The 23,275-nt window shown below is 69.9% G+C and carries 18 protein-coding genes and 1 pseudogene; 10 read left to right on the top strand and 9 right to left on the bottom strand.

From position 1 onward, the window contains the following. The first annotated feature begins 13 nt into the window (after positions 1-13). The 3 genes from ACIQRL_RS08615 to ACIQRL_RS08625 all read left to right on the top strand — a co-directional run bounded on the left by ACIQRL_RS08615 (position 14) and on the right by ACIQRL_RS08625 (position 4,695). Positions 14-1,981, top strand: a complete 1,968-nt coding sequence (locus tag ACIQRL_RS08615) for a VWA domain-containing protein (RefSeq protein ID WP_401328871.1) — start codon at positions 14-16, stop codon at positions 1,979-1,981. 163 nt (positions 1,982-2,144) lie between these two features. Beyond that, positions 2,145-3,869, top strand: a complete 1,725-nt coding sequence (metG, locus tag ACIQRL_RS08620) for a methionine--tRNA ligase (protein WP_401328873.1) — start codon at positions 2,145-2,147, stop codon at positions 3,867-3,869. 349 nt (positions 3,870-4,218) lie between these two features. Beyond that, the gene (locus ACIQRL_RS08625) at positions 4,219-4,695 is read left to right on the top strand and encodes a hypothetical protein (protein WP_401328875.1); all 477 of its coding nucleotides are present in this window, start codon (positions 4,219-4,221) and stop codon (positions 4,693-4,695) included. 93 nt (positions 4,696-4,788) lie between these two features. Here the strand turns inward: ACIQRL_RS08625 and ACIQRL_RS08630 are convergent, their stop codons facing one another. Beyond that, positions 4,789-4,971 carry a DUF397 domain-containing protein gene (locus tag ACIQRL_RS08630; RefSeq protein ID WP_401328878.1) on the bottom strand — a complete coding sequence of 61 codons (183 nt, stop codon included), beginning with the start codon at positions 4,969-4,971 and terminating at the stop codon, positions 4,789-4,791. Between the two features lie 3 nt (positions 4,972-4,974). Beyond that, positions 4,975-5,196: pseudogene (locus ACIQRL_RS08635) on the bottom strand (Scr1 family TA system antitoxin-like transcriptional regulator); the annotation flags it as partial. A 9-nt stretch (positions 5,197-5,205) separates the two neighbouring features. Between ACIQRL_RS08635 and ACIQRL_RS08640 the strand changes: the two are divergent. Next, entirely contained in the window at positions 5,206-6,108 is a 903-nt protein-coding gene (locus ACIQRL_RS08640) for a hypothetical protein (protein ID WP_401329553.1), read from the top strand. 112 nt (positions 6,109-6,220) lie between these two features. Here ACIQRL_RS08640 and ACIQRL_RS08645 read toward each other — a convergent pair whose 3' ends face one another. The 3 genes from ACIQRL_RS08645 to aspS all read right to left on the bottom strand — a co-directional run bounded on the left by ACIQRL_RS08645 (position 6,221) and on the right by aspS (position 10,482). Continuing rightward, complete coding sequence (locus tag ACIQRL_RS08645; protein ID WP_401328880.1) at positions 6,221-7,210, bottom strand: intradiol ring-cleavage dioxygenase; 990 nt, start codon at positions 7,208-7,210, stop codon at positions 6,221-6,223. A 366-nt stretch (positions 7,211-7,576) separates the two neighbouring features. Continuing rightward, positions 7,577-8,539, bottom strand: a complete 963-nt coding sequence (locus ACIQRL_RS08650; RefSeq protein ID WP_401328883.1) for an intradiol ring-cleavage dioxygenase — start codon at positions 8,537-8,539, stop codon at positions 7,577-7,579. Between the two features lie 179 nt (positions 8,540-8,718). Beyond that, positions 8,719-10,482, bottom strand: coding sequence for an aspartate--tRNA ligase (gene aspS / locus ACIQRL_RS08655; protein WP_401328886.1), 1,764 nt, complete (start codon positions 10,480-10,482; stop codon positions 8,719-8,721). 167 nt (positions 10,483-10,649) lie between these two features. On the opposite strand from aspS, the gene ACIQRL_RS08660 reads away from it, so the two are divergent. After that, positions 10,650-13,076 (top strand): SpoIIE family protein phosphatase, encoded by a 2,427-nt coding sequence (locus tag ACIQRL_RS08660; protein WP_401328888.1) that lies wholly within the window; start codon positions 10,650-10,652, stop codon positions 13,074-13,076. On the opposite strand, the gene ACIQRL_RS08665 is transcribed toward ACIQRL_RS08660, so the two are convergent. The 3 genes from ACIQRL_RS08665 to ACIQRL_RS08675 form a co-directional block, all read right to left on the bottom strand. Next, positions 12,989-14,092, bottom strand: a complete 1,104-nt coding sequence (locus ACIQRL_RS08665) for an AI-2E family transporter (protein WP_401328891.1) — start codon at positions 14,090-14,092, stop codon at positions 12,989-12,991. The genes ACIQRL_RS08660 and ACIQRL_RS08665 overlap by 88 nt on opposite strands. A 172-nt stretch (positions 14,093-14,264) precedes the next feature. Further along, entirely contained in the window at positions 14,265-15,236 is a 972-nt protein-coding gene (locus ACIQRL_RS08670) for a pirin family protein (RefSeq protein WP_401328893.1), read from the bottom strand. A gap of 204 nt (positions 15,237-15,440) precedes the next feature. Then, positions 15,441-15,932: an SseB family protein gene (locus tag ACIQRL_RS08675; RefSeq protein WP_266760725.1), complete on the bottom strand. Its 492-nt coding sequence runs from the start codon at positions 15,930-15,932 to the stop codon at positions 15,441-15,443. Positions 15,933-16,075: 143 nt separating this feature from the next. On the opposite strand from ACIQRL_RS08675, the gene ACIQRL_RS08680 reads away from it, so the two are divergent. From ACIQRL_RS08680 to ACIQRL_RS08700, 5 genes are all read left to right on the top strand, one after another. Next, positions 16,076-17,902 carry an acyl-CoA dehydrogenase gene (locus ACIQRL_RS08680; RefSeq protein ID WP_401328895.1) on the top strand — a complete coding sequence of 609 codons (1,827 nt, stop codon included), beginning with the start codon at positions 16,076-16,078 and terminating at the stop codon, positions 17,900-17,902. A gap of 154 nt (positions 17,903-18,056) precedes the next feature. Further along, positions 18,057-19,349, top strand: a complete 1,293-nt coding sequence (locus tag ACIQRL_RS08685) for a M18 family aminopeptidase (RefSeq protein WP_401328898.1) — start codon at positions 18,057-18,059, stop codon at positions 19,347-19,349. A 150-nt stretch (positions 19,350-19,499) separates the two neighbouring features. After that, complete coding sequence (locus ACIQRL_RS08690; protein ID WP_401328900.1) at positions 19,500-19,745, top strand: DUF6458 family protein; 246 nt, start codon at positions 19,500-19,502, stop codon at positions 19,743-19,745. Between the two features lie 216 nt (positions 19,746-19,961). Beyond that, complete coding sequence (locus tag ACIQRL_RS08695) at positions 19,962-21,059, top strand: glycosyltransferase (RefSeq protein ID WP_401329556.1); 1,098 nt, start codon at positions 19,962-19,964, stop codon at positions 21,057-21,059. 64 nt (positions 21,060-21,123) lie between these two features. Continuing rightward, positions 21,124-21,276, top strand: a complete 153-nt coding sequence (locus ACIQRL_RS08700) for a hypothetical protein (RefSeq protein ID WP_401328903.1) — start codon at positions 21,124-21,126, stop codon at positions 21,274-21,276. A 78-nt stretch (positions 21,277-21,354) separates the two neighbouring features. Here ACIQRL_RS08700 and ACIQRL_RS08705 read toward each other — a convergent pair whose 3' ends face one another. Further along, positions 21,355-23,217 (bottom strand): thioredoxin-like domain-containing protein, encoded by a 1,863-nt coding sequence (locus ACIQRL_RS08705; protein ID WP_401328904.1) that lies wholly within the window; start codon positions 23,215-23,217, stop codon positions 21,355-21,357. Positions 23,218-23,275 lie beyond the last annotated feature (58 nt).

The following is a 23,275-nucleotide window of genomic DNA, read 5'->3' on the forward strand; positions in this document are numbered from 1 at the left end:
AAGGGTTGCGCACATGGGCATTCTCACTCTCCTGCGGAATGCGATCGGCCGCTCACGCAAGGGTCGTGACGCCGACGCGGAGACCTCGCGAGAGGCCACGTCGACCGCGACGGTCCCGGCTCCCGCCGCGGAGCCGACGCTTTCTCCGGAGGCCGAGCCGGCCTCCACCCACGCGCCGGAGGCCGAGCCGAAGATTCCGGCTCCCGCGTCCGAGCCCAAGCCCTCCGTGGTCGACGAACTGGTGTCGGCCGCCTTCGACAACGTCACGGTGCCGAAGCAGACCCCGTCTCCTTCCGCTTCCGCTGAAGAGACGCCCGCGGAAGAAACCCCTGCGGCAGAGCACCCGACCGAGGAAACCCCGGAACCACCCGCAGAGGCCGAGCCGCCCGCCGCCGAGGCGGAGCCGGTCGTCGAGCCCGAGGCCGAGGTCGAGCCGGTCGCTGAGGCCGAGGTCGAGGTCGAGCCCGTCGCGGTGGCGGAGCCGGTCGCCGAAACCAAGGTCGAGGTCGAGCCCGTCGCTGAGGCCGAACCTGCCGCCGAGGTCGAGGTCGAGCCGGTCGCCGAAGCCGAGGCGGAGCCGGTCACCGAGGTCGAGGCCGTCGCCGAGCCCGAGGCAGAGCCGGTCACCGAGCCCGAGGCCGTCGTCGAGCCCGAGGCGGAGCCGGTCACCGAGCCCGAACCTGCCGACGAGCCCGAGGTCGAGGCCGTCGTCGAGCCCGAGATCGAAGCCGAGACCGCCGTCGAGTCCGAGGCGGAGCCGGTCGCAGAGGCCGAACCCAGAGTCGAGGCCGAGGCGGAAGCCGCTGCCGAGCCGGTCGCCGAGGCCGAGCCCGTCGCAGAGGAAGAGCCTGTCGCCGAGGCGGAAGCCGAGGCGGAGCCGGTCGTCGAGACCGAGCCCGTTGCCGAGGTTGCGGCTCCGGTCGAGGCCGAGCCGGTCGTCGAGACCGAGCCCGTTGCCGAGGTTGCGGCTCCGGTCGAGGCCGAGCCGGTCGTCGAGACCGAGCCCGTGGCCGAGGCCGAGCCGGTCGTCGAGGTCGAGCCGGTCGTCGCCGAGGAGGTCACCCCGGTGGCCGCGCAGGTGGACGAGCCCGCGGTCGCCGACGGCGGCGAGGTCCCACAGGTGGCACCCGCAGCCGACGACGAGAGCCGCACGGGTGGTGCGGGTGGGAACGAGGACGCCGAAGGCGAAGCCGAGGCGGAAGCCGACGCCGCCGAGGCGGAAGCCGACGCCGCCGAGGCGGAGCCGGTCGCGGCCGAGGGCGAAGCCGAGGCGGAAGCCGACGTGACCGAGGGCGGAGCCGGGGCGGCGACGCCGGGTACCCCCGCCGTCACGGCGGCCCACGTCAAGGAGGAAGCCCCGGCCCTGGTCACGGCGTACCAGGAAGCGGGTACCGCCCTCCAGAAGCGGGACCTCACCGGCAAGCGCGCCAAGGTCTACCTCGTGCTGGACCGCTCGTCGTCCATGCGCGCCTACTACAAGGACGGCTCGGCCCAGGCCCTCGGCGAGCAGGCCCTCGCGCTCGCCGCCCACCTGGACCCGGAGGCGACCGTCCACGTCGTCTTCTTCTCCACCGAGCTGGACGGCACCGGCGCTCTCACGCTCGCCGAGCACGAGAACAAGGTCGACGACCTGCACGCCGGCCTCGGCCGCATGGGCCGTACGAGCTACCACGCCGCCGTGGAGGAGGTCCTCACCCACTACCAGGGGTCGGGCACCACCGACCCGGCGCTGGTGATCTTCCAGACGGACGGCGCCCCGGACGCCAAGACCCCCGCCACCCAGTCCCTCACGGACGCGGCGAAGGACCACCCGGGCGTCTTCTTCTCCTTCGTGGCCTTCGGCGAGCACGACAACAAGGCCTTCGACTACCTCCGCAAGCTGAAGACCGGGAACACGGCCTTCTTCCACGCCGGCCCGACCCCGCGCGAGCTGACGGACGTCGAGGTCTACGACGGCGTGCTGGAGAACTGGCGCCCGTAACCTCCGTACACCGCATCACCGGGCCGCCCCTTCCCACGCCTTAAAGCGGGAAGCGGGCGGCCCACCCATGTCGGATACGATTTCAAGGTTCACCGGCGACGACCCGCCCACCGGAAATCCGACGCGATCGTCGCCCCACGCAGCGACCTGGGAGCAGCCCGCGATGGCTCGACACCTCATCACCAGCGCCCTTCCGTACATCAACGGGATCAAGCACCTGGGCAACATGGTGGGGTCCATGCTCCCGGCGGACGTGTACTCCCGGTACCTCCGCCAGCGCGGCCACGACGTCCTGTACATCTGCGCGACGGACGAGCACGGCACCCCCGCCGAGCTGGCGGCCAAGGAGCGCGGCCTGCCGGTCGACGAGTTCTGCGCCCAGGCGCACGACGCGCAGAAGGCCGTGTACGACGGCTTCGAGCTGGCCTTCGACTACTTCGGCCGCAGCTCCAGCCCGGAGAACCGCGACATCACCCAGCACTTCGCGCGCCGCCTGAACGAGAACGGCTTCATCGAGGAGCGCGCGATCCGCCAGGTGTACTCGCCCGCCGACGGCCGCTTCCTCCCGGACCGCTATGTCGAGGGCACCTGCCCGCACTGCGGTTACGACAAGGCCCGCGGCGACCAGTGCGAGAACTGCACGCGCGTCCTGGACCCCACGGACCTGATCAACCCGCGTTCGGCGATCTCCGGCTCGACGGACCTGGAGGTCCGCGAGACGAAGCACCTCTTCCTCCTCCAGTCGAAGCTCCAGCACGAGGTCGAGGAGTGGGTGGCCCGCCACGAGTCCGAGTGGCCGCAGCTCGCCTCCTCCATCGCCCGCAAGTGGCTGACCGAGGGCCTGCACGACCGCGCGATCACCCGTGACCTGGACTGGGGCGTCCCGGTCCCGTCCGACACCTGGCCCGAGCTGGCGGCCGAGGGCAAGGTCTTCTACGTCTGGTTCGACGCCCCGATCGAGTACATCGGCGCGACGAAGGAGTGGTCCGACCAGGACACGGAGAACCGCGACTGGAAGTCCTGGTGGTACGACGCGGACTCCGGCGAGAACCCGGTCCGCTACACGCAGTTCATGGCGAAGGACAACGTGCCCTTCCACACCGTCATGTTCCCGGCCACCGAGCTGGGCGTGCGCGAGCCGTGGAAGAAGGTCGACTACGTCAAGGCCTTCAACTGGCTGACGTACTACGGCGGGAAGTTCTCCACGTCCCAGAAGCGCGGCGTCTTCACGGACCACGCCCTGGACATCCTGCCGGCCGACTACTGGCGCTACTTCCTCATCGCCAACGCCCCCGAGTCGGACGACTCGTCGTTCACCTGGGAGCACTTCACGGCCACGGTCAACAAAGACCTGGCCGACACCCTCGGCAACTTCGTCAACCGCGTCCTGTCCTTCTCCAAGAAGCGCTTCGGCGAGGAGGTCCCGGCGGGTTCGGAGGCCGGCGAGGCCGAGGCGAAGCTGGGCGTGGAGATCGCGGGCCTGCTCGCGGAGTACGAGACCCAGATGGAGGCCCTCCAGTACCGCAAGGCGGCCGCCGCGCTGCGCGCCCTGTGGTCGGCGGGCAACTCCTACCTGGAGGAGAAGGCCCCCTGGCTGGAGATCAAGACCAGCCCCGAGGGCGCGGCGCTGACGCTCCGTACGGCGATGAACCTGATCCACCTCTACTCGGTGGTCTCGGAACCCTTCATCCCGGCGTCCGCCCGCGCGATGCGCTCGGCCTTCGCCCTCGCGGAGGACACGGCGACCTGGGTGACGCCGGACGAGGCCCGCGCCCTGGCCTTCCTCCCCGCCGGCACCCCCTTCACCGTTCCCCCGGTCCTCTTCGCCAAGATCACGGACGAGGACCTGGTGTCGTACAAGGAGCGCTTCGGCGGCGTGCCGGAGTAACGGCGCCCGCTCGACAGGAGCCCGGGAACGAACAGTTTCCGGGCTCTTCGCTTGCCGGAGACGATGCCGTGCGGCCGCCCGGAGCAGGCACCGGCCCTCGCCCCGAGGCTCCCGACCTGCAAAGGAGCCCAGGAGTGGCCTTGGAGGACGCATCCGGCCCCTCTCCTCACCCGAACCCGGGCCGCGCCCTCCGAGGCCGCTGCCAGGCCGTCGGAAACCTGCTGGAGGCCTTGCCGCCGCATGGTGAAGACCCGGCAAAGAGCCGGGAAAGCCACCCTCTGTCCGATGCCGCCGATCCGTAACGGACCCCGGCGCCACAAGGCCCTCGACCACCCGTATGGTTTCCGCCATGGCAGTCCCCGAGGTCATTCCGATCGCCTACGAACCGAAGCACCGCACCGAGACAATCGGCCGGTACGCGGACGGTCAGTTCTTGGCGTCGATCACGTACGCCTTCCCCGAAGGATTCCGTCCCGATGACGGCTGGGAAGAGCACAAACGTCTGTACGTGGTGCTCCACACCTTCGACGCCGAGGGCCGCTACCGCGACTCGGAAGTCTGGTGCGCAGGCACGTGGGCCGAACAGCAACGGGCCGCCCAGGGCGAATACTCGGTGCTGTCGCGCGCCCGCGTCCACCTGGCGAAACTGCTGCGCAGCCTGCCCCGGCGCTCGTACACGGACATCGCGATACGACCGTTCCAGCTCACCGTCGACGGCGTGCTGTTCGGCCTGCTGACCGGCGTGGACGAGGGCGAGGCCTGGGCCGAGCTGTACCCCGACCGCCTCGGCTTCGCCGAACCGTGGGACGGCACGTACGACGTCTGAGCAACTTCCCGTTCCCGGCCCTGCCGCACGTCCCTGACCTTCACCGTCGGGGCCCTTGATCCGCGCGAGGCCGGGAACCACGGACGCGGATGATCACCAGGTACGGTTCACGCGAAGCCGAGCCAGAAGCGTGGCCAGCCCCTGTCGGCTGACGGAAAGCATTCGGTCCGGATCGTCGCCCTCGCGGAGCAGCAGCGTGCCCTCCACGCAGGCGAGCTCCACGCACTCGTTGCCATCGCCGGGTCCGGAGAACGAGGACTTCTGCCACTGGGTCACAACTCAGATCTCCTTCGCCAGGCGGTGCATGAAGTCCCGCGACCTGGCGGGCTCCAGAGAGGCCGACTCCACCTTACGGAAGAGTGTTCGCATGACCAGGAGCTGAGCAGAGGCATCCAGGAAGACCGAACCGTAGGGCGCGTCCCGCTGCGCGGTGTCCAAAGCCGTCACCCGACCGCCCGCGTACAGCATCATCGAACTGGCCCCGGCGAATCCGTCGACGTCCGGCCCGAGATCCTCGCCCCCGTCTTCGGGGCACTGGGTATCGCGTTACCCGAGAAGGCGACGGTGGACGCGGTCACCCCCGACGCGACGGAGACCAAGCCGGTCGAGCGCCGCATCGACACCGTGTTGCGCGTCGGCCCTTCCGACGGGGACGACTTCCTGCTGGCCGTCGAGGCGCAGGAGCGACGAGACCCGAAGAAGGCGTCGAGTTGGGCCTACTACGTCGCCTGTCTCCAGGCCAAGTACGGCCTGCCGGTGCTGCTTCTCGTCATCTGCCGCGATCGGGCCACGACCAAGTGGGCGACCGGCCCCTTCGACTGCGGTGCCCGCGGCTGGACCGCCCAGCGGACGTACCCCATGGTCATCGGACCCGACAACCTCCCGGTGATCACGGACGAGAGAACCGCTGCACGAAAGCCAGCGATGGCTGCGTTTTCCGCCCTCGCTCACGCCCACAGCCACGACATCGACGCCATACTGGAAGCGCTGGGCCGCGCCCTGCAAGGGATGGACCGGCAAGCCTCCGACTACTTCTACGAGTTCCTCGACGTCAATCTGGGGAATACCCCCGCCGGCAATAAATGGAGGGAAATCTTGAGTTTCGTCACCTACTTCCCCGGCAGGGGAACCGTCCGCGAGACGGCCTATCTCGAGGGCAAGGCGGAAGGCAAGGCTGAAGGCAAGGCGGAAGGCATGATCCAAGGCGTGGCCGAGGGGGAGGCGAAGGGGGTCCTTCGGGTGCTGGAGGTACGCGGGCTGACCGTCTCCGACGACGTCCGTACGCGGATCACCACCTGCACCGACCTCGACCGTCTCGGCGACTGGCTCGACCGGGCCGGCACGGTCGCGCATGCCGAAGAACTGTTCGGCGAAGCCCCGCGCGGCCCGGAGAGCACTTCGGAGCAGAGCTGATCAAGCCCCGCACGGGGAGGGCCCGGAACCAGGGCGCTCCGGGCCCCCGCCTGTCAGGGAGTCAAGGGGCCCGGAACCCGTGGTGTTCCGGGCCCCTGTGTATCGGGAGGGGTCAGGACGCCGAGGCCGACGCGCTCGGCTGGGTGTCCGTGCTGTCGTGGGTCTCGTCCGGGGCGACACCCATCGTCAGGTCGGCGTGGACGCCCTTGGCCATGTTCTTCTTGTCGTACTTGAGGTACAGCAAGCCACCCTCATGGCCGTTCTGGGGGTAGATCATGTCCTCGGTGAGGGTGGTGCGGGTGGCGGTGTTCGTGGAGTACGGGGACACCTCGGCCGACGCCAGGACCGACTTCTCGTCGAAGAAGAACTGGCCGGTGTGGCAGGTGTGGCCGCCCTCGTAGCCCGCGTCGGTCCAGGTGCCGTCGACGTGGACCTTCGTGTGGATGTGGACGGCGCGGCCCTGGTACCAGCCCGGGAAGACCGTCTTGAAGGTGACGTAGCCGTGCTTGTCGGTCTTCCAGGTGCCCCGGAGGTAGCGCTCGTCGTCGGTCGGCTCCGAGTGGCCGCCGCCGGTGCCGCCGGAGGGAGCGCCCGACGGGGGCTCACCTGTGGGCGTGCCCGAGGGGGCGTCGGAGGGGGATCCGGAGGGGGATCCGGAGGGCGGGGTGCCACCGCCACCGCCACTGCCCATCGCCTCGTAACCGGAGTAGATGCCCAGCGCGGTGCAGTGCCAGATGTCGACCGCCGCGTTCTTCACCGGCTTGCAGGTGTCCGCGTCGATCACCTTGAGCTTGAGGGTCAGGGGGATGCCCTCTTCGTCCTCGGTGATGTCCTGGCGGATCTTGTCCGCGTCGATGTAGTAAGGGCCCTCGGTGGTCTCGGAGGTGAGCTTGTAGCAGAGCTCGGAGGCGCTGGCGCTCGCCGAGGCGGTCGCACCCTTCCCCTTCGTCTCCCCGGCGAAGGCGCCGGCGGCGACCGTCCCGCCCACACCGACAGCGGCGACCGCACCGGCACCGGCGACGACGACCTTACGACGCGTCACATCGCGTTTGTGCTTGGGTCCTTGCTCGTTCTCATGGCTGTTCTCGGCGTTTCCCGTCATGGGCAGGGACGCTAGGAGGCGGGCCTGTCAGGGGCGTGAGAAAGGCCTATGGAATCCCATGCGCACGCAAAAGAGCATAGCGGGAAAGCTGTTTCCAGGCCTTTCCAGTAAACATAAAGCAAGGCTTGCCTTGCTTTATTTATAGATCAGCGCGGAGGATCAGCAAACCTGTCCGCGAGCGAGCTCGATGCACGAGTTGCCGTCAGCGCCGCCGGAGACGACCCAGAGCCTGCGGGCGGACCTGCGGGGCGGCCCCTCTGGATTCCTATGGGGCTCCGGTGAGGTTTCCAGGAGGGTCCGGTCCCCGGCCGTGACGGGCGGGGACCGGAGACCGCCGGTCCGTCAGTCCGTCAGTCCGTCAGTCCGTCAGCTCGCCGAAGCCGATGGTGACGCCGACGCACTCGCCTGGGGCGGCGCGCCCTGGCCGTCCTCCGTCGCGCCCGGGTCGACGCCGACCGTGAGCGACGCATGGACGCCCTTGGTGATGTCCCGCTTGTCGTAGTGCAGCCTGAGCAGGCCGCCCTGGGCACCGCTCTGGTCGTAGATCGTGTCCTCGGTGAGCGTGGTGCGCTCGGCGGCGTTGGCGGAGTACGGCTCCACCACCGCCGAGGCCAGGACGGACTCCTCGTCGAAGAAGAACTGGCCGGTGTGGCAGGTGTGGCCGCCCTCGTAGCCCGCGTCGGTCCAGGTGCCGTCGACGTGGACCTTCGTGTGGATGTGGACGGCGCGGCCCCGGTACCAGCCCGGGAAGACCGTCTTGAAGGAGACATGGCCGTGCCGGTCCGTACGCCAGGTGCCGCGCAGGTAGCGTGTGTCGTCCGTCGGCTCCTGGTGGCCGCCGCCCGGCATACCGGTCGGGGGCGCACCCGTGGGCGCACCGGTCGGCGGCTCGCCGGTGGGAGCGGGGCCGCCACCGCCGCCGTTGCCCTGGTTCTCGTAGCCGGAGTAGACGCCTGCGGCGTCGCAGTGCCAGATGTCGACGGCCGCGTTCCGGATCGGCCTGCAGGTCTCGGAGTCGATCACCCTGAGGCTGAGGAGCAGGGGGATGCCTTCGCGGTCCTCTCTGACGTCCCGGCGGATCTTGTCGGCGTCGATGTAGTACGGGCCCTCGACGGCCTCCGACGTCAATCGGTAGCAGGCCTCGGCGCTCTCCCCGGCCGCCGGTTCTCTGTCCTGCGCGACCGCGTTCGCCGCGAAGGCGCTGCCGCCGAGGCCGACCAACGCGAGCGCACCCGCGCCGACGACCACGACCTTGCGGCGCGTCAGTTCACCGCTTTCCTGGGGTACTTGGGGGACCTGGGGTTCCTGGTGCTGTCCATTCACTGTCATGCGCCCGGAAGTTAGGCAAGAAGGCTGTCAGCAGGCTGAGAAAACAGCGGTCTTTGCTGCGGGCACGCGAAAGGGACCTGAAATCGACGTCGACTTCAAGCCCCTTTGCGATCAGGCCAGTTGAAAAGCTTGCCTTACCTCGGCCGCGGCCACTTCGGCCGTGACCACCTCGGTAGCGGCTACTTCGGCTGCGGCTTGCGCACCGTGAGGTGCAGTTCGCGCAGGCGGGTCTCGTCCAGCTCCGTGGGCGCGCCCATCATCAGGTCCTGCGCGTTGCCGTTGAGCGGGAACGCGATCGTCTCGCGGATGTTCGGCTCGTCCGCGAGCAGCATGACGATGCGGTCGACACCCGGGGCGATCCCGCCGTGCGGCGGGGCGCCGAAGCGGAAGGCGCGCAGCATGCCCGCGAACTGCTCCTCGACGGTCTCCCGGTCGTAACCCGCGATCTCGAAGGCCTTGAGCATGATCTCGGGCTCGTGGTTCCGGATCGCGCCGGAGGACAGCTCGACGCCGTTGCAGACGATGTCGTACTGCCAGCCGAGGATGTCCAGCGGGTCCTGGGTCTCCAGGGCCTCCAGACCGCCCTGCGGCATCGAGAACGGGTTGTGCGAGAAGTCGATCTTGCCGGTGTCCTCGTCCTTCTCGTACATCGGGAAGTCGACGATCCAGCAGAAGCGGAAGACGTTCTCCTCGAAGTTGCCCGAGCGCTTCGCGGCCTCGACCCGCACCGCGCCCATGATCTTCGAGACTTCTTCGAACTCGCCCGCGCCGAAGAACACCGCGTGGCCGGCGGCCAGGGAGAGGCGCTTGGTCAGCTCGGCGACGTTGTCCTCGGTGAGGAACTTGGCGATCGGGCCGGTCAGCGAGCCGTCCTCGCCCACGCGTACCCAGGCCAGGCCCTTGGCGCCCTGCTCGACCGCGTAGTCACCGAGGCCGTCGAAGAACTTCCGCGACTGACCGGCGACGTCCGGCACCGCGAGGGCGCGCACGTGCTTGCCCGCGAAGGCCTTGAACTCGGAGCCCTCGAAGATGTCGGTGATGTCGGTGAGCTCGAGCTGGGCCCGCAGGTCCGGCTTGTCGGAGCCGTACTTCAGCATCGACTCGCGGAACGGGATGCGCGGGAAGGGCGAGGTGACGTGACGGTCACCGCCGAACTCCTCGAACAGCTCCGTCATGAGCTTCTCGATGGGCTGGAACACGTCCTCCTGCTCGACGAAGGACATCTCCACGTCGAGCTGGTAGAACTCGCCCGGCGAACGGTCCGCGCGGGCGTCCTCGTCGCGGAAGCAGGGCGCGATCTGGAAGTACCGGTCGAAGCCGGAGATCATCAGGAGCTGCTTGAACTGCTGCGGCGCCTGCGGGAGCGCGTAGAACTTGCCGGGGTTCAGCCGGGAGGGGACCACGAAGTCGCGCGCGCCCTCGGGGGAGGTGGCGCTGAGGATCGGGGTCGCCATCTCGTTGAAGCCCAGCGCCGTCATCTTGTGACGGATCGCGGAGATCACGGCCGTACGCAGCAGGATGTTGCGGTGCATGCGCTCGCGGCGCAGATCGAGGAAGCGGTACTCCAGGCGCCGCTCCTCGTTGACCCCGTCCTCGGCGTTGATCGTGAACGGCAGCGGGGCGGCGGCACCGAGCAGCTCGACCTCGCTCACCTCGACCTCGACCTCACCGGTCGGCAGGTCGGGGTTCACGTTCTCCGTACCGCGCGAGACGACCTTGCCGTCGATGCGGACCGTCGACTCCTTGGAGACCTTGTCGAGGGCCTCGTAGGCGGGCGTGCCCGGGCGGGCGACGAGCTGCGTGATGCCGTAGTGGTCGCGCAGATCGATGAAGAGGATGCCACCCAGGTCTCGGCGATTGTGCAGCCAGCCGCTCAGCCGGACGTCGCTGCCGACGTCAGAGGCGCGGAGCTCGCCGCAGGTGTGGGACCTGTACCGATGCATCGTCGTTTCATCCAGTCTTCGCGGATTGAGGGCGTGTTTCACGTGAAACACCCCCAGGGTACCGGGCAGCCCAGGATCACCTCCCCATCATTGACCGCTCGGCCACGGGTCGGCGCCCCGGACGGTATGGGTGGCAGGCACGGATCACCTGTTCCTACAGTGGGCGCATGCGCACTGGTGAGCCCCTGCCCGCCGTGGGGGACGTCCTGGCCACCCTGGCGACCGGCGTGTGGCGCTGGGACAACGCCGCGGGTCTCGTCACCTTCGACGCGGAGGCCGCGCGGCTCATCGGTATGCCCGCGGAGCGGACGACCCTCTCCGAGGCGGGCGTACGCTCCCATGTCCATCCCGTCGACTGGAACGAGATGGACGGGGTGGTGCAGCTCGCGGCGGCCGAGGACACGCTCGCCGAGGCCCTGGTGCGGATCATGGACGAACACGGCCGGGTGCTCCGCACGGTCCGCAGCCGCGCCAAGCCCCTCGTCGACCCCGAGACCGGACAGTACGAGCTGATCGGCACCCTCCAGGAGGTCAGCACACAGCCTCCGGGAGCCGCCGCGCGCACCCCGGTCACCGGGGACTGGCGCCGCTCGCGGGAGGCGTTCCTGCTGGACGCGGGACGGGCGCTGGCCGAGGCCCGGTCCACGGCGGAGGTACTGAGGGTGGCCGCGGGGCTGTCCATGCCCGGCTTCTCACCGGACGGACTCGCCGTGTTCGGCGCGGAGGGCGACCGGCTGACGATCATCGGCCATCACGGGCACCAGCCGGGCGACGAGGGACCCTTCTCGCACATGTCGCTGGCCACGGACTATCCGGCCGCGGAGGTCGTCCGTACGGGCCGTGCGGTCTACCTCTCCTCCCCCGACGACTACAAGGAGCGCTACCCGGCGTCCTGGCCGCTCGCCCAGCGCTTCGGGCGGCAGTCGTGGGCGTTCCTGCCGCTCACTGTCGCCGGCAGCACCATGGGCGCGTGGATGGCCGCCTTCACGTATCCCGTCTCCTTCACGCCCGACGAGCGCTCGGTCCTCACGACCGTCGCCCGCATGCTCGCGCAGGCCCTCTCGCGCGCCGGGGCCGCCGAGACCGAGCGGGAGCTGACCGACGGCCTGCAGCGCTCGATGATGCCGACGCTCGGCCCGCGGATGCCGGGCATGAGCGTCGCCGCGCGCTACGTCCCGACCGGCGGCGGCCTCCAGGTCGGCGGCGACTGGTACGACGTGATTCCGCTGCCCGCCGGCCGCTATGCCCTGGTCATCGGCGATGTCCAGGGCCACGACGTCCGCGCGGCGGGCCTGATGGGTCAGCTCCGGATAGCCCTGCGCGCGTACGCCTCCGAGGGCCACCGCCCCGACGCGGTGCTGTCCCGGGCCTCGCGTTTTCTCTACGGGGTCACCGACTCGGTGACCTACGGGTCCAGCGGCGGCACCGACGAGGGCGAGGGCCCGGCGGATCCCGCCGATGTGCGCTTCGCGACCTGTCTGTACGTCGAGGTCGACCCGGCGACCGGGACGCTCGACATCGCCCGCGCCGGGCATCCCGACCCCGCGATACGCATGGCGGACAGGACGGTGCTGACGCGGCCCACGGCGGGCGGACTGCCGCTCGGCATCGACCCGGACGCCGACTACCCGACCACCCGGCTCGTCCTGGAGCCGGGCGAGACCATGCTGATCTGCACCGACGGGCTCATCGAGACCGGCGGCCACGACCTCGACACCGGCTGGCGCCGTATCCGCCGGACGCTCGAATCCCACGACGGCGATATAGAGGCGCTCGCCGACGCGCTCGTGCAGGCCGTACACGGGCCCTCCTCCCACCACACCACCGGTCCGCTGGCCGACCGGCGCGAGGACGACATAGCGGTGCTGCTGCTGTCCCGGCTGGGTGTGGAGGGCGCCTACGGCGACACGGCCCCGACCGTACGGCCGACGGTGCGCCGCACGATGCTGACCGTCGCACAGGCCGAGCCCGAGCGGATCGCGGACGCCCGTCAGCAGCTTCGGGAGCTCCTGCACGACTGGGCCTCCGCCGACCAGCTCGACTCGGCGGTCCTGCTCGTCTCCGAGATGGTCACCAACGTCCTCGTGCACACCGACGCCGACGCGCTGCTGGTCGCCGAGGTGACGGGCGAGCCGGCCAAGCGGCGGATGCGCGTCGAGGTCACCGACGGCAGCGACGACCTGCCGCACCGGCGCCATCCGGGGGAGCTGGCCTCGTCCGGACGCGGGCTGGTGCTCGTCGAAATGCTCGCGGACGCGTGGGGGGTGGACCCACGGGGCGAGGGCAAGAGCATCTGGTTCGAGTTCTCCGAGGCCCCGGACACGGATTCCGGTGAACCCGGGACCTCGGACGACTCCGCGCTGCTCAACGCGTGGGAGGAGCTCGGGGAGGACACGGACTTCGGCGGACCGCCGGCCGCGGGCCCCGCGGCCGGCTCGCCCTCCGAGAACGGCTCACCCTCCGAGAACGGCTCCGTCGTCGCGGACGGCCGGGTGGCCTTTGACGGCTACGAGTCCTCGGACGGTCCCGGTGCCCCCGGCACCCCGGGGAATCCCGGCGCCCCCGGTCCTTCCGGTTCCTCCGGCGGCTCGTAGAGCACACGGAGTTCGTGCAGCACGCCGAAGGCCGCCGCCGTCAGCGGTACGGCGAGCAGCATGCCGAGGACACCCGCGACGGACGCGCCCGCCGTGATCGCGAGCAGCACCACCGCCGGGTGCATCTGCACCTGCCGGCTCTGGATCATCGGCTGGAGGCCGTATCCCTCCAGCATCTGGATCGCGAGCACGAGCCCGAGCGTCCACAGGGCGATGACGAACCCCCGGTCGGCCAGCGCGACCAGGACGGCCACCGCGCCGGAGAGGAACGCGCCGAGATACGGGATGTACGCCCCCACGAAGACCAGCGCGCCGAGCCCGACGGCGCCGGGGACGCGCAGGACCAGGAGTCCGACGGTGATGCAGAGGGCGTCGATGAGCGCGATGATCGTCGTCCCGCGCATGAAGCCCTCGACGGCCGCGTAGGCGCGCCGGGCCATGGCCTCGACGACGTCGGCGGTCCCCCGGGGCGCGAGCGACCGCAGTGATCCGGCCACCCGGTGCGAGTCGCGCAGGAAGAAGAACACGAGCAGCAGGGCGAGGAAACCCATCGCGAGGGTCTCGGCCACGACGCTGACGCCGCTGACGACGTTGGACGCGGCCGTGCCGCCGAACTTGGCCAGGAGGTCCTTGGAGTTGGCGGCGAGGTCGTCGAGCGAGGTGCCCGCCGCGCCGAAGTGCTGGGCGACGGACCGCGAGGCCTGCCGGAGCGAGGACACGATCTGCCCGCCGGTGTGGATGAGCGCGGCGACGACGACGTAGACGGCGCCGCCGACCACGACAGCCACCGCGACGCAGGTCAGAGCGGCGGCGAGCGAGCGGTTGATCCGTGCCTTGACCATCCGCCGATACAGCGGCCCGAGCAGGGCGGTCCCGAGCAGCGCGAGCAGCACCGGCACCACCGCCGTACGGAACTCACCGCACAGCAGGATCCCCACCCAGCCCACCCCGGCGGCCAGCAGGATCACGACGCACCAGGCCGCCAACCGCCGGGCACCCTCGGGGAGTAGCTGCACCCTGCCAGCTGACCATGCGTCAGCCGAACCGGCGCCCGGGAGAGCCCGAACGGGGGAGCGGGCCCGCGGAGGCACCGCTCCCGCGGGGCACGGGGAAGCCCCGTCCGATACGGCGGACGGGGCTTCCCGTGCTCAATCCCTCACGAGGACCTCGGAAGGCCTCGGGCCGGGCCTACAGCCCGCCCTCCGACATTCCGTGCACCGCCGGGATCGTCCCCAGGCGGCCCTTCTGGAAGTCCTCGAAGGCCTGCTGGAGCTCGTCGCGGGTGTTCATCACGAACGGGCCGTAGTGGGCCATCGGCTCACGGATCGGCCGGCCTCCGAGGAGGACGACCTCCAGCTCCGGCGTGTTGGAGTCCTGCTTCTCGTCCGCGCGGACGGTCAGCGAGGAACCCGCGCCGAAGACGGCGGTCTGGCCGGTGTGGACCGGGCGGCGGTCCGCGCCCACGCTGCCGCGTCCGGCGAGGACGTACGCGAGGCCGTTGAAGTCCTCGCGCCACGGCAGAGTGATCTCGGCGCCGGGCCGCAGGGTGGCGTGCACCATGGTGATCGGTGTGTGCGTGATGCCCGGCCCCTGGTGGCCGTCGAGCTCACCGGCGATGACGCGCAGGAGCGCGCCGCCGTCCGGGGTGCTGAGCAGCTGCACCGTGCCGCCCCGGATGTCCTGGTACCGCGGGGCCATCATCTTGTCCTTGGCCGGCAGGTTCACCCAGAGCTGGAGCCCGTGGAAGAGCCCGCCCGACATCACGAGGTGCTCCGGCGGCGCCTCGATGTGGAGCAGACCGGAACCGGCCGTCATCCACTGCGTGTCACCGTTGGTGATCGTGCCGCCGCCACCGTTGGAGTCCTGGTGGTCGAAGATGCCGTCGATGATGTACGTCACGGTCTCGAAGCCGCGGTGCGGGTGCCACGGGGTGCCCTTCGGCTCGCCCGGCGCGTACTCCACCTCACCCATCTGGTCCATCATGATGAACGGGTCGAGATGCTTGTAGTTGATCCCGGCGAACGCGCGGCGGACCGGGAAACCCTCACCCTCGAAGCCACTGGGCGCGGTCGTCACGGCCAGCACGGGACGCTCCACGGCCTCGGCGGGCGCGGCCACTCGGGGCAGGGCCAGCGGGTTCTCGACAGTCACTGCGGGCATGTCGGTACCTCCTTGTGCTTCGAGTTTAGTTGAGGATTGAACTTTCTGCTACCCGTAACGACGCGCGCCCGGAGGGCATTCCCTCCGGGCGTCACGTGTTTCGTGAGGCTTCGCGGCCGCGCGGACGGCGGGCCACCGGCCCTCCGCGCGGCGGGCCGGCGAGCGTGCGGACCGTGGCCCACCGGCCCGGCCCGCGGCGGCCCGTCAGCCGTACATACGGCGCATCGCGAAGTCCACCATCTGCTCCACGGCCTTCGCGTCGAAGACCATCCGGTGCTCGCCCTCCATGTCGATCACGAAGCCGTAGCCCGTGGGCAGGAGGTCGATCACCTCGGCTCCGGTGATCACGAAGTACTTGGACTCCTTGCCCGCGTACCGGCGCAGTTCCTTGAGCGAGGTGAACATCGGGATGACAGGCTGCTGGGTGTTGTGCAGCGCCAGGAATCCGGGGTTGTCCCCGCGCGGGCAGTACACCTTCGACGTGGCGAAGACCTGCTGGAAGTCCTCGGCGGCCATGGACCCCGTGGTGAACGCGCGAACCGCGTCCGGAAGGGACGGCGGGGACGGCTCGGGATACAGGGGCGGCTGCTGGCCGTACCCGCCGGGCATCTGTCCGCCAGGCATCTGGCCGGGCATCTGCTGCTGCGGCGGGACGTACCCCTGCTGGGCGCCCGCGTTCTGCTCGTAGCCGTACATGCGTCAAAGAGTAGTGGGCCACATATGGCCCACCCGGGGTTGCTTCTTATTACTGACGGGTAGCATCATCGAAGCTACTTGTTGGTACGTGAACCAGATGCGAGGAGTCAGTGCCTCGCCGATCCCTTAACGGAGCCGTCGCCATGGGGCATTACAAGTCGAATCTCCGCGACATCGAGTTCAACCTCTTCGAGGTGCTCGGGCGCGACAAGCTGTACGGCACCGGCCCGTTCGCGGAGATGGACACGGACACCGCCAAGAGCATCCTGGAGGAGCTGACCCGCCTCTCGGAGAACGAGCTGGCCGAGTCCTTCGTGGACGCCGACCGCAACCCGCCGGTCTTCGACCCCGAGACCAACACGGCGCCGGTCCCGGCTTCCTTCAAGAAGTCGTACAAGGCGTTCATGGACTCCGAGTACTGGCGTCTCGGCGTGCCCGAGGAGATCGGCGGCTCCACCGCTCCCCGCTCCCTGATCTGGGCGTACGCGGAGCTGATCCTCGGCGCGAATCCGGCGGTCTGGATGTACTCCAGCGGCCCCGCGTTCGCCGGCATCCTCTTCGAGGAGGGCAACGAGGTCCAGAAGCACATCGCGACGATGGCCGTGGAGAAGCGGTGGGGCTCCACCATGGTGCTCACCGAGCCGGACGCCGGCTCCGACGTGGGCGCGGGCCGTACCAAGGCGATCCAGCAGGAGGACGGCTCCTGGCACATCGAGGGCGTGAAGCGCTTCATCACCTCGGGTGAGCACGACATGGAGGAGAACATCCTCCACTACGTCCTCGCCCGCCCCGAGGGCGCCGGCCCCGGCACCAAGGGCCTGTCCCTCTTCCTCGTCCCGAAGTACGAGTTCGACTTCGAGACCGGCGAGCTGGGCGAGCGCAACGGCGTGTACGCGACGAACGTCGAGCACAAGATGGGCCTCAAGGCGTCCAACACCTGCGAGATGACCTTCGGCGACCGCCACCCCGCCAAGGGCTGGCTGATCGGCGACAAGCACGACGGCATCCGTCAGATGTTCCGCATCATCGAGTTCGCCCGCATGATGGTCGGCACGAAGGCGATCTCCACGCTGTCGACCGGCTACCTGAACGCGCTGGAGTACGCCAAGGAGCGCGTCCAGGGTCCCGACCTCGCGGAGTTCATGGACAAGGCCGCGCCCAAGGTCACCATCACGCACCACCCGGACGTGCGCCGCTCGCTGATGACGCAGAAGGCGTACGCCGAGGGCATGCGCGCCCTGGTGCTGCACACCGCCGCGGTCCAGGACGAGATCCAGGTCCTGGAGGCCGCCGGTGAGGACACCGCCGCCGCCGAGGCCCTGAACGACCTCCTCCTGCCGATCGTGAAGGGCTACGGCTCCGAGAAGGGCTACGCGCTGCTCGCCCAGTCGCTCCAGATCTTCGGCGGCTCCGGCTTCCTGCAGGAGTACCCGATCGAGCAGTACATCCGCGACGCCAAGATCGACACGCTGTACGAGGGCACCACCGCGATCCAGGGCCAGGACTTCTTCTTCCGGAAGATCGTCCGCAACCAGGGCGCGGCCCTGAACACCCTCGCCGAGGACATCAAGAAGTTCCTGGCGCTCGGCACGGGCGGCGAGGAGCTGTCCGCCGCCCGCGAGCAGCTCGCCAAGGCGGCCGTCGAGCTGGAGGCCATCGTCGGCCTGATGCTCACCGACCTCGCGGCCACCGAGCAGGACGTCAAGAACATCTACAAGGTGGGCCTCAACACCACCCGCCTCCTGATGGCCTCCGGCGACGTGGTCGTCGGTTACCTGCTGCTGCGGGGTGCCGCCGTCGCCGCCGAGAAGCTGGAGACCGCCTCCGCCAAGGACAAGGCGTTCTACACCGGCAAGATCGCGGCCGCGAGGTTCTTCGCCGCCAACGTCCTGCCGGGCGTCACCGGCGCCCGCAAGCTCGCCGAGGTCGTCGACCTGGACCTGATGGAGCTGGACGAGGCCGCCTTCTAAGCCTCTCCGCCGGCTCCCGGGAGACCGGGCGGGCGCCGACACGACACCTGTCCGGCCCGTCACGTGTCCCAAGGTGTCCGCCCTTCACATCCCCCTTACGAGGGCCCGCTCCCAACCCCGGGAGCGGGCCCTCGTGCGTCGTTAAGGTGAACCCATGAGTGCACCCACCCGGTTCGACCGCGGCCACACCGACGACCTCATGTCCTTTCTCGCGGCGAGCCCGACGCCGTACCACGCCGTGGCGACCGCCGCCGAGCGGCTGGAGAAGGCCGGATTCCGTCAGGTCGCCGAGACCGACGCGTGGGAAGGGACCAGCGGCGGGAAGTACGTGCTGCGCGGAGGGGCGATCATCGCCTGGTACGTGCCGGAGGGCGCCGAGCCGCACACCCCGTTCCGCATCATCGGCGCGCACACCGACTCCCCGAACCTGCGGGTCAAGCCGCTGCCGGACACCGGGGCGCACGGCTGGCGCCAGGTGGCCGTGGAGATCTACGGCGGCCCGCTGCTGAACTCCTGGCTCGACCGGGACCTGGGCCTGGCCGGACGCCTGACGCTGCGGGACGGCTCGACCCGTCTGGTCAACATCGACCGCGCCCTGCTGCGCGTACCCCAGCTCGCCATCCACCTGGACCGTTCCGTCAACGACGGGCTCAAGCTCGACAAGCAGCGGCACCTCCAGCCCGTCTGGGGACTCGGCGACACCGGCGAGGGCGATCTGATCGGCTTCCTGGAGGAGGAGTCGGGGCTGCCCGCGGGCGAGGTCACCGGCTGGGACCTGATGACCCACTCCATCGAGCCCCCCTCCTACCTGGGCCGCGACGAGGAACTGCTCGCGGGACCGCGCATGGACAACCTGCTGTCCGTGCACGCGTCCACGGCCGCACTGGCCGCGGTCGCGACGGCCGACGCCGGACTCTCGTACATCCCGGTCCTCGCCGCCTTCGACCATGAGGAGAACGGCTCGCAGAGCGACACCGGCGCCGACGGACCGCTGCTCGGCAGTGTGCTGGAACGTTCTGTCTTCGCACGCGGCGGTTCCTACGAGGACCGGGCGCGCGCGTTCGCCGGCACCGTCTGTCTCTCCTGCGACACCGGTCACGCCGTGCACCCCAACTACGCCGAGCGCCACGACCCGACCCACCACCCGCGTGCCAACGGCGGCCCCATCCTCAAGGTGAACGTCAACAACCGCTACGCCACCGACGGTTCGGGCCGCGCGGTCTTCGCCGCTGCCTGCGAGAAGGCCGGAGTGCCGTTCCAGTCCTTCGTCTCCAACAACTCCATGCCCTGCGGCACCACCATCGGCCCCATCACGGCGGCCCGGCACGGCATCAGGACGGTCGACATCGGCGTGGCCATCCTCTCCATGCACAGCGCCCGCGAACTCTGCGGCGCCGACGACCCGTTCCTGCTGACCAACGCGCTGGTGGCGTTCCTGGAGGGATAGTCCTCCGCGGCGCAGAGGGGGTTCGGCACGCCGTCGTGAGGGACGGCGTGCCGTGACGTGAGGGATCGCCTCCGCATGTCTCTCGGGGTCCCGGGTACCCGGAACGGGTCCGGAACGACTACGAGTTGCTTATTCAAGGAGGCGACACCCATGGGCCTGGGCGGATGCATCATCCTGATCGCCGCAGGGGCGATCCTCACCTTCGCGACCGACTGGCACATGCAGGGGGTCGACCTTCACGTGGTCGGCGTGATCCTCATGATCGCCGGATTGATCGGTGTGGCGAGCTTCGGCAGCATCGCCAGGCGCAGGCGAGTGGTCGTACCGCCGACGACGACCGTCGTGGAGGACGAGCGCCACCACCGGAACGGCTATTCCGACGGATACGGCATATGAGGCGTATCACGACCTAAGTGCATTTCAGGGATGGATACGGACAAGGCGTGACAGAGCGCACCCCTCCATTGCCTGTCAAAACATGCACATATCGTGAAGAATTGAAGCTCTTGGGGCCATAAGGCCACACAATCCTTCGCGATAGGGGAGTCCGCCGTGCACGGTCCGACACTGTCCGGCGGTCTCTCCACCGACGCAGGCGCGAGTGGCTCGCGGATCCCCCTTCCGCGGCGCCACGCCGCCGGCGAGGAACCGGCCGACGGCCCCCGCCTCGCGGTACTGATCCCGGCCCACAACGAGCAGGACCGCATAGCCGCCGCCATCGACGGCCTGTGGCAGCAGACCCGGCGCCCCGACCTGATCGTGGTGGTGGCCGACAACTGCACCGACGACACCGCCACCGTGGCCGCCGCCCACGGCGCCCAGGTCTTCCACACCGCGGGCAACACCCACAAGAAGGCCGGAGCCCTCAACCAGGCCATCGCCTCGACGCTGCCCCGGCTCGACGACCACGACCTGTTGCTGGTCCAGGACGCGGACACCGTCCTGAACCCCAGGTTCGTCGAGACCGCCCTCGCCACCTTCAGCCGCGAGGTCGGCGCCGTCGGCGGCGTCTTCTACGGCGAGGCGGGCGGCGGATTCCTCGGCCAGCTCCAGCGCATGGAGTTCCACCGTTACGCCTGGGAGCTGGAACGCACCGGCGGCAAGGCCCAGGTACTCACCGGCACCGGAACGGTGTTCCGGGCCCAGGTGCTGCGCGAGGTGCGCGCCGCCCGCCTCTCCGGCCGGATCGGCGGCGGCAGCAGCTACTACAGCCTGGCCTCGCTCACCGAGGACGACGAGATGACCAAGGCCGTCAAGACCCTCGGCTACCGGGCCATGTCCCCGGCCGGCTGCGCGGTCACCACCGAGGTCATGACCACCCTGCCCAAGCTGTGGCACCAGCGGCTGCGCTGGCAGCGGGGCGCCCTGGAGAACCTCCGCGACTACGGCTGGACCCGGGTCACCGCCCGCTACTTCCTGCAGCAGTTCCTGATGGGATTCGGCGCGCTGGCCTTGTTCGTCTACCTCACCTACATGGTCGCGTACACGGTGTTGTACGGCTGGCCCGGCCTCTCGCCGTTCTGGACGGCGATCGGCCTGATCTTCTTCGTCGAGAAGACCGTCTCCGTACGCCGCGCCGGACCCCGGGCCGTTCTGGTGGCCGCGCTGCTGATCCCGGAGATGCTCTACGACATGTTCCAGCACGCCGTCTACTTCTTCTCACTGTGGGGTCTGATGCGCCGCAGCGAGGAGAAGTGGGTGGCCACGTGAGCCGCCCTCCCCTTCGTCCCACCGCAAGAGCACTCCCAGGAGAACGACCGTGTACATGAAATTGATGAGTGCCAGCACCGCCGGAGCGGGCGGGGCCGCGGTGGCCTCCACCGGGGGGACGTGGATGAACGGCATGGCGCTGGTCGTGGCGGCCACCACGCTGGTGGCGGCCACGATGGCCATGTACAAACTGGCACGGTGGACGCGCCGCCACTGAGCCGCAGGGCACGCCGGGCCATCACGTGCCCTGCGCCCGTAAGGAACCCCGAACCCACGCACCCACGCGCGCTGACCGTCAGGCCCCCTGCCCCGTCTCCTGGTCGTCCATGCCCGCGAGGACCAGGGGCAGCCGGTCCGCACCGCCTTCGATGAGGCGGACCGGCACCCCCCAGTCCTGCTGGTGGACATGGCAGGCCGGGTACGGGTTGTCCGGATCGTCGTCGCAGGACGCGGCCATCGCCGACACGTGCAGCACGCCCTCCGGGACAGCCGGGTTCAGCTCGACGGACCGCGAGAGATCGGTGCCGGCGCCCTCGCCCGCGAGCAGCAGCCCGGGCGGGGTGGCGGAGACGAGCAACCGGGTGGAGGGGCCGTACCTGGTGTCCAGCTTCTGTCCGGCCGGGGCCTGGAAGATCACGTCCAACCGGACGGTTCCCGGGGCGACATCGGTGGCCGCGCGCCGGGTCCGATGGGCGACCGACGCCACCCGCACAGCCTCCTCGGGCAGCCGCAGCCGGGTCAGCCGGTGCCGGGCCGACTCCACCACCACGATGTCGTCCCCGACGAGCACGGCGTCGCTCGGCTCCCGCAAGTCCGTTGCCAGCGTGGTCACTTCACCCGTCGCCGGATCGTAGCGGCGCAGCGCGTGGTTGTACGTGTCGCTGACGGCGACCGAGCCGTCGGGCAGCGCGGTGACTCCCAACGGATGCTGGAGCAGCGCCTGTTCGGCGGCCCCGTCACGGTGCCCGAAGTCGAAGAGCCCGGTGCCGACGGCGGTGTGCACGGCACCGTCCAGGTCCACCCAGCGCAAGGCGCTCGTCTCCGAATCGGCCAGCCAGAGCCGGTCCTCGGTGGCGGCGAGCCCCGAAGGCTGCGCGAACCAGGCCTCGGGCCCCGGCCCGTCGACCAGCCCCTCGTTCGTCGTGCCCGCGGCGACCGCGACGGTCTCCGCCGCCGGGTCGTACGTCCACAGCTGGTGCACACCGGCCATGGCGATCCAGACCTTCCCGCCGAACAGGGCCACGTCCCACGGCGAGGACAGATCGACCTCGCGCGCCGGTCCGGACGTCGGCGAGCCCTGCCACCACTGGCGGCCCGTGCCCGCGAGGGTGCTGACCGCGCCGGTCGCGAGATCGACCCGGCGCAGCGCGTGGTTCACGGTGTCCGCGACGACGACCGCGCCCTCGTCGAGCAGCGCGAGCCCCTGCGGCTCGCTGAACCCCGCCTCCTCGGCACCGCCGTCCGCGAAGCCCCGCACGCCGGACCCGATACGCCGTACGACGGTCTCGGCGTCCTCCGCCAGCTCCACGAGCTGATGCCGGGTCGTGTCGCTGACCAGCAGATTTCCGCTCGGCAGGGCGAGCGCCTTGCCGGGGAAGCGCAGCACGGTCGGCTCGGGTTCGGGCGCCACGTACGGCCCGTCACCGCGCCGCAGGGTGCCCTTCGCCTCGTGCTCGGCCTCCAGTTCCTCCACCAGGCGCTCGATGGCGTGCGCATGCCCCTCACCGGCGTGCTGGGCGACGACGTACCCCTCGGGATCGATCACCACGAGCGTCGGCCAGGCCCGCACGGCGTACTGCTTCCAGGTCGCGAGCTCCGGGTCGTCGAGAACCGGGTGCTCCACCCCGTACCGCTCCACGGCGTCGACGACCGCCTGGTGCTCCGCCTCATGAACGAACTTCGGCGAGTGCACCCCGATGATCACCACGGTGTCCCGGTGCTTCTCCTCCAACTCCCGCAACTCGTCCAGGACGTGCAGACAGTTGATGCAGCAGAACGTCCAGAAATCGAGCAGAACAATGCGCCCTCGCAGGTCGGCGAGGGTGTACTGCTGGTCTCCCGTGTTCAGCCAGCCCCCCTTGCCGATCAGCTCGGGGGCGCGGACGCGGGCACGACGGCGGGCGGGGGTCGAGGCGGCTGCCTGGGCGGAGTCGTTCATGGATCAAGGGTGCCACCCGGCGCCGACAACCGGTCGGGCGGTGGCCGCCACGGTCCGG

Source organism: Streptomyces sp. NPDC091209 (assembly GCF_044757755.1).
Taxonomy (GTDB): domain Bacteria; phylum Actinomycetota; class Actinomycetes; order Streptomycetales; family Streptomycetaceae; genus Streptomyces.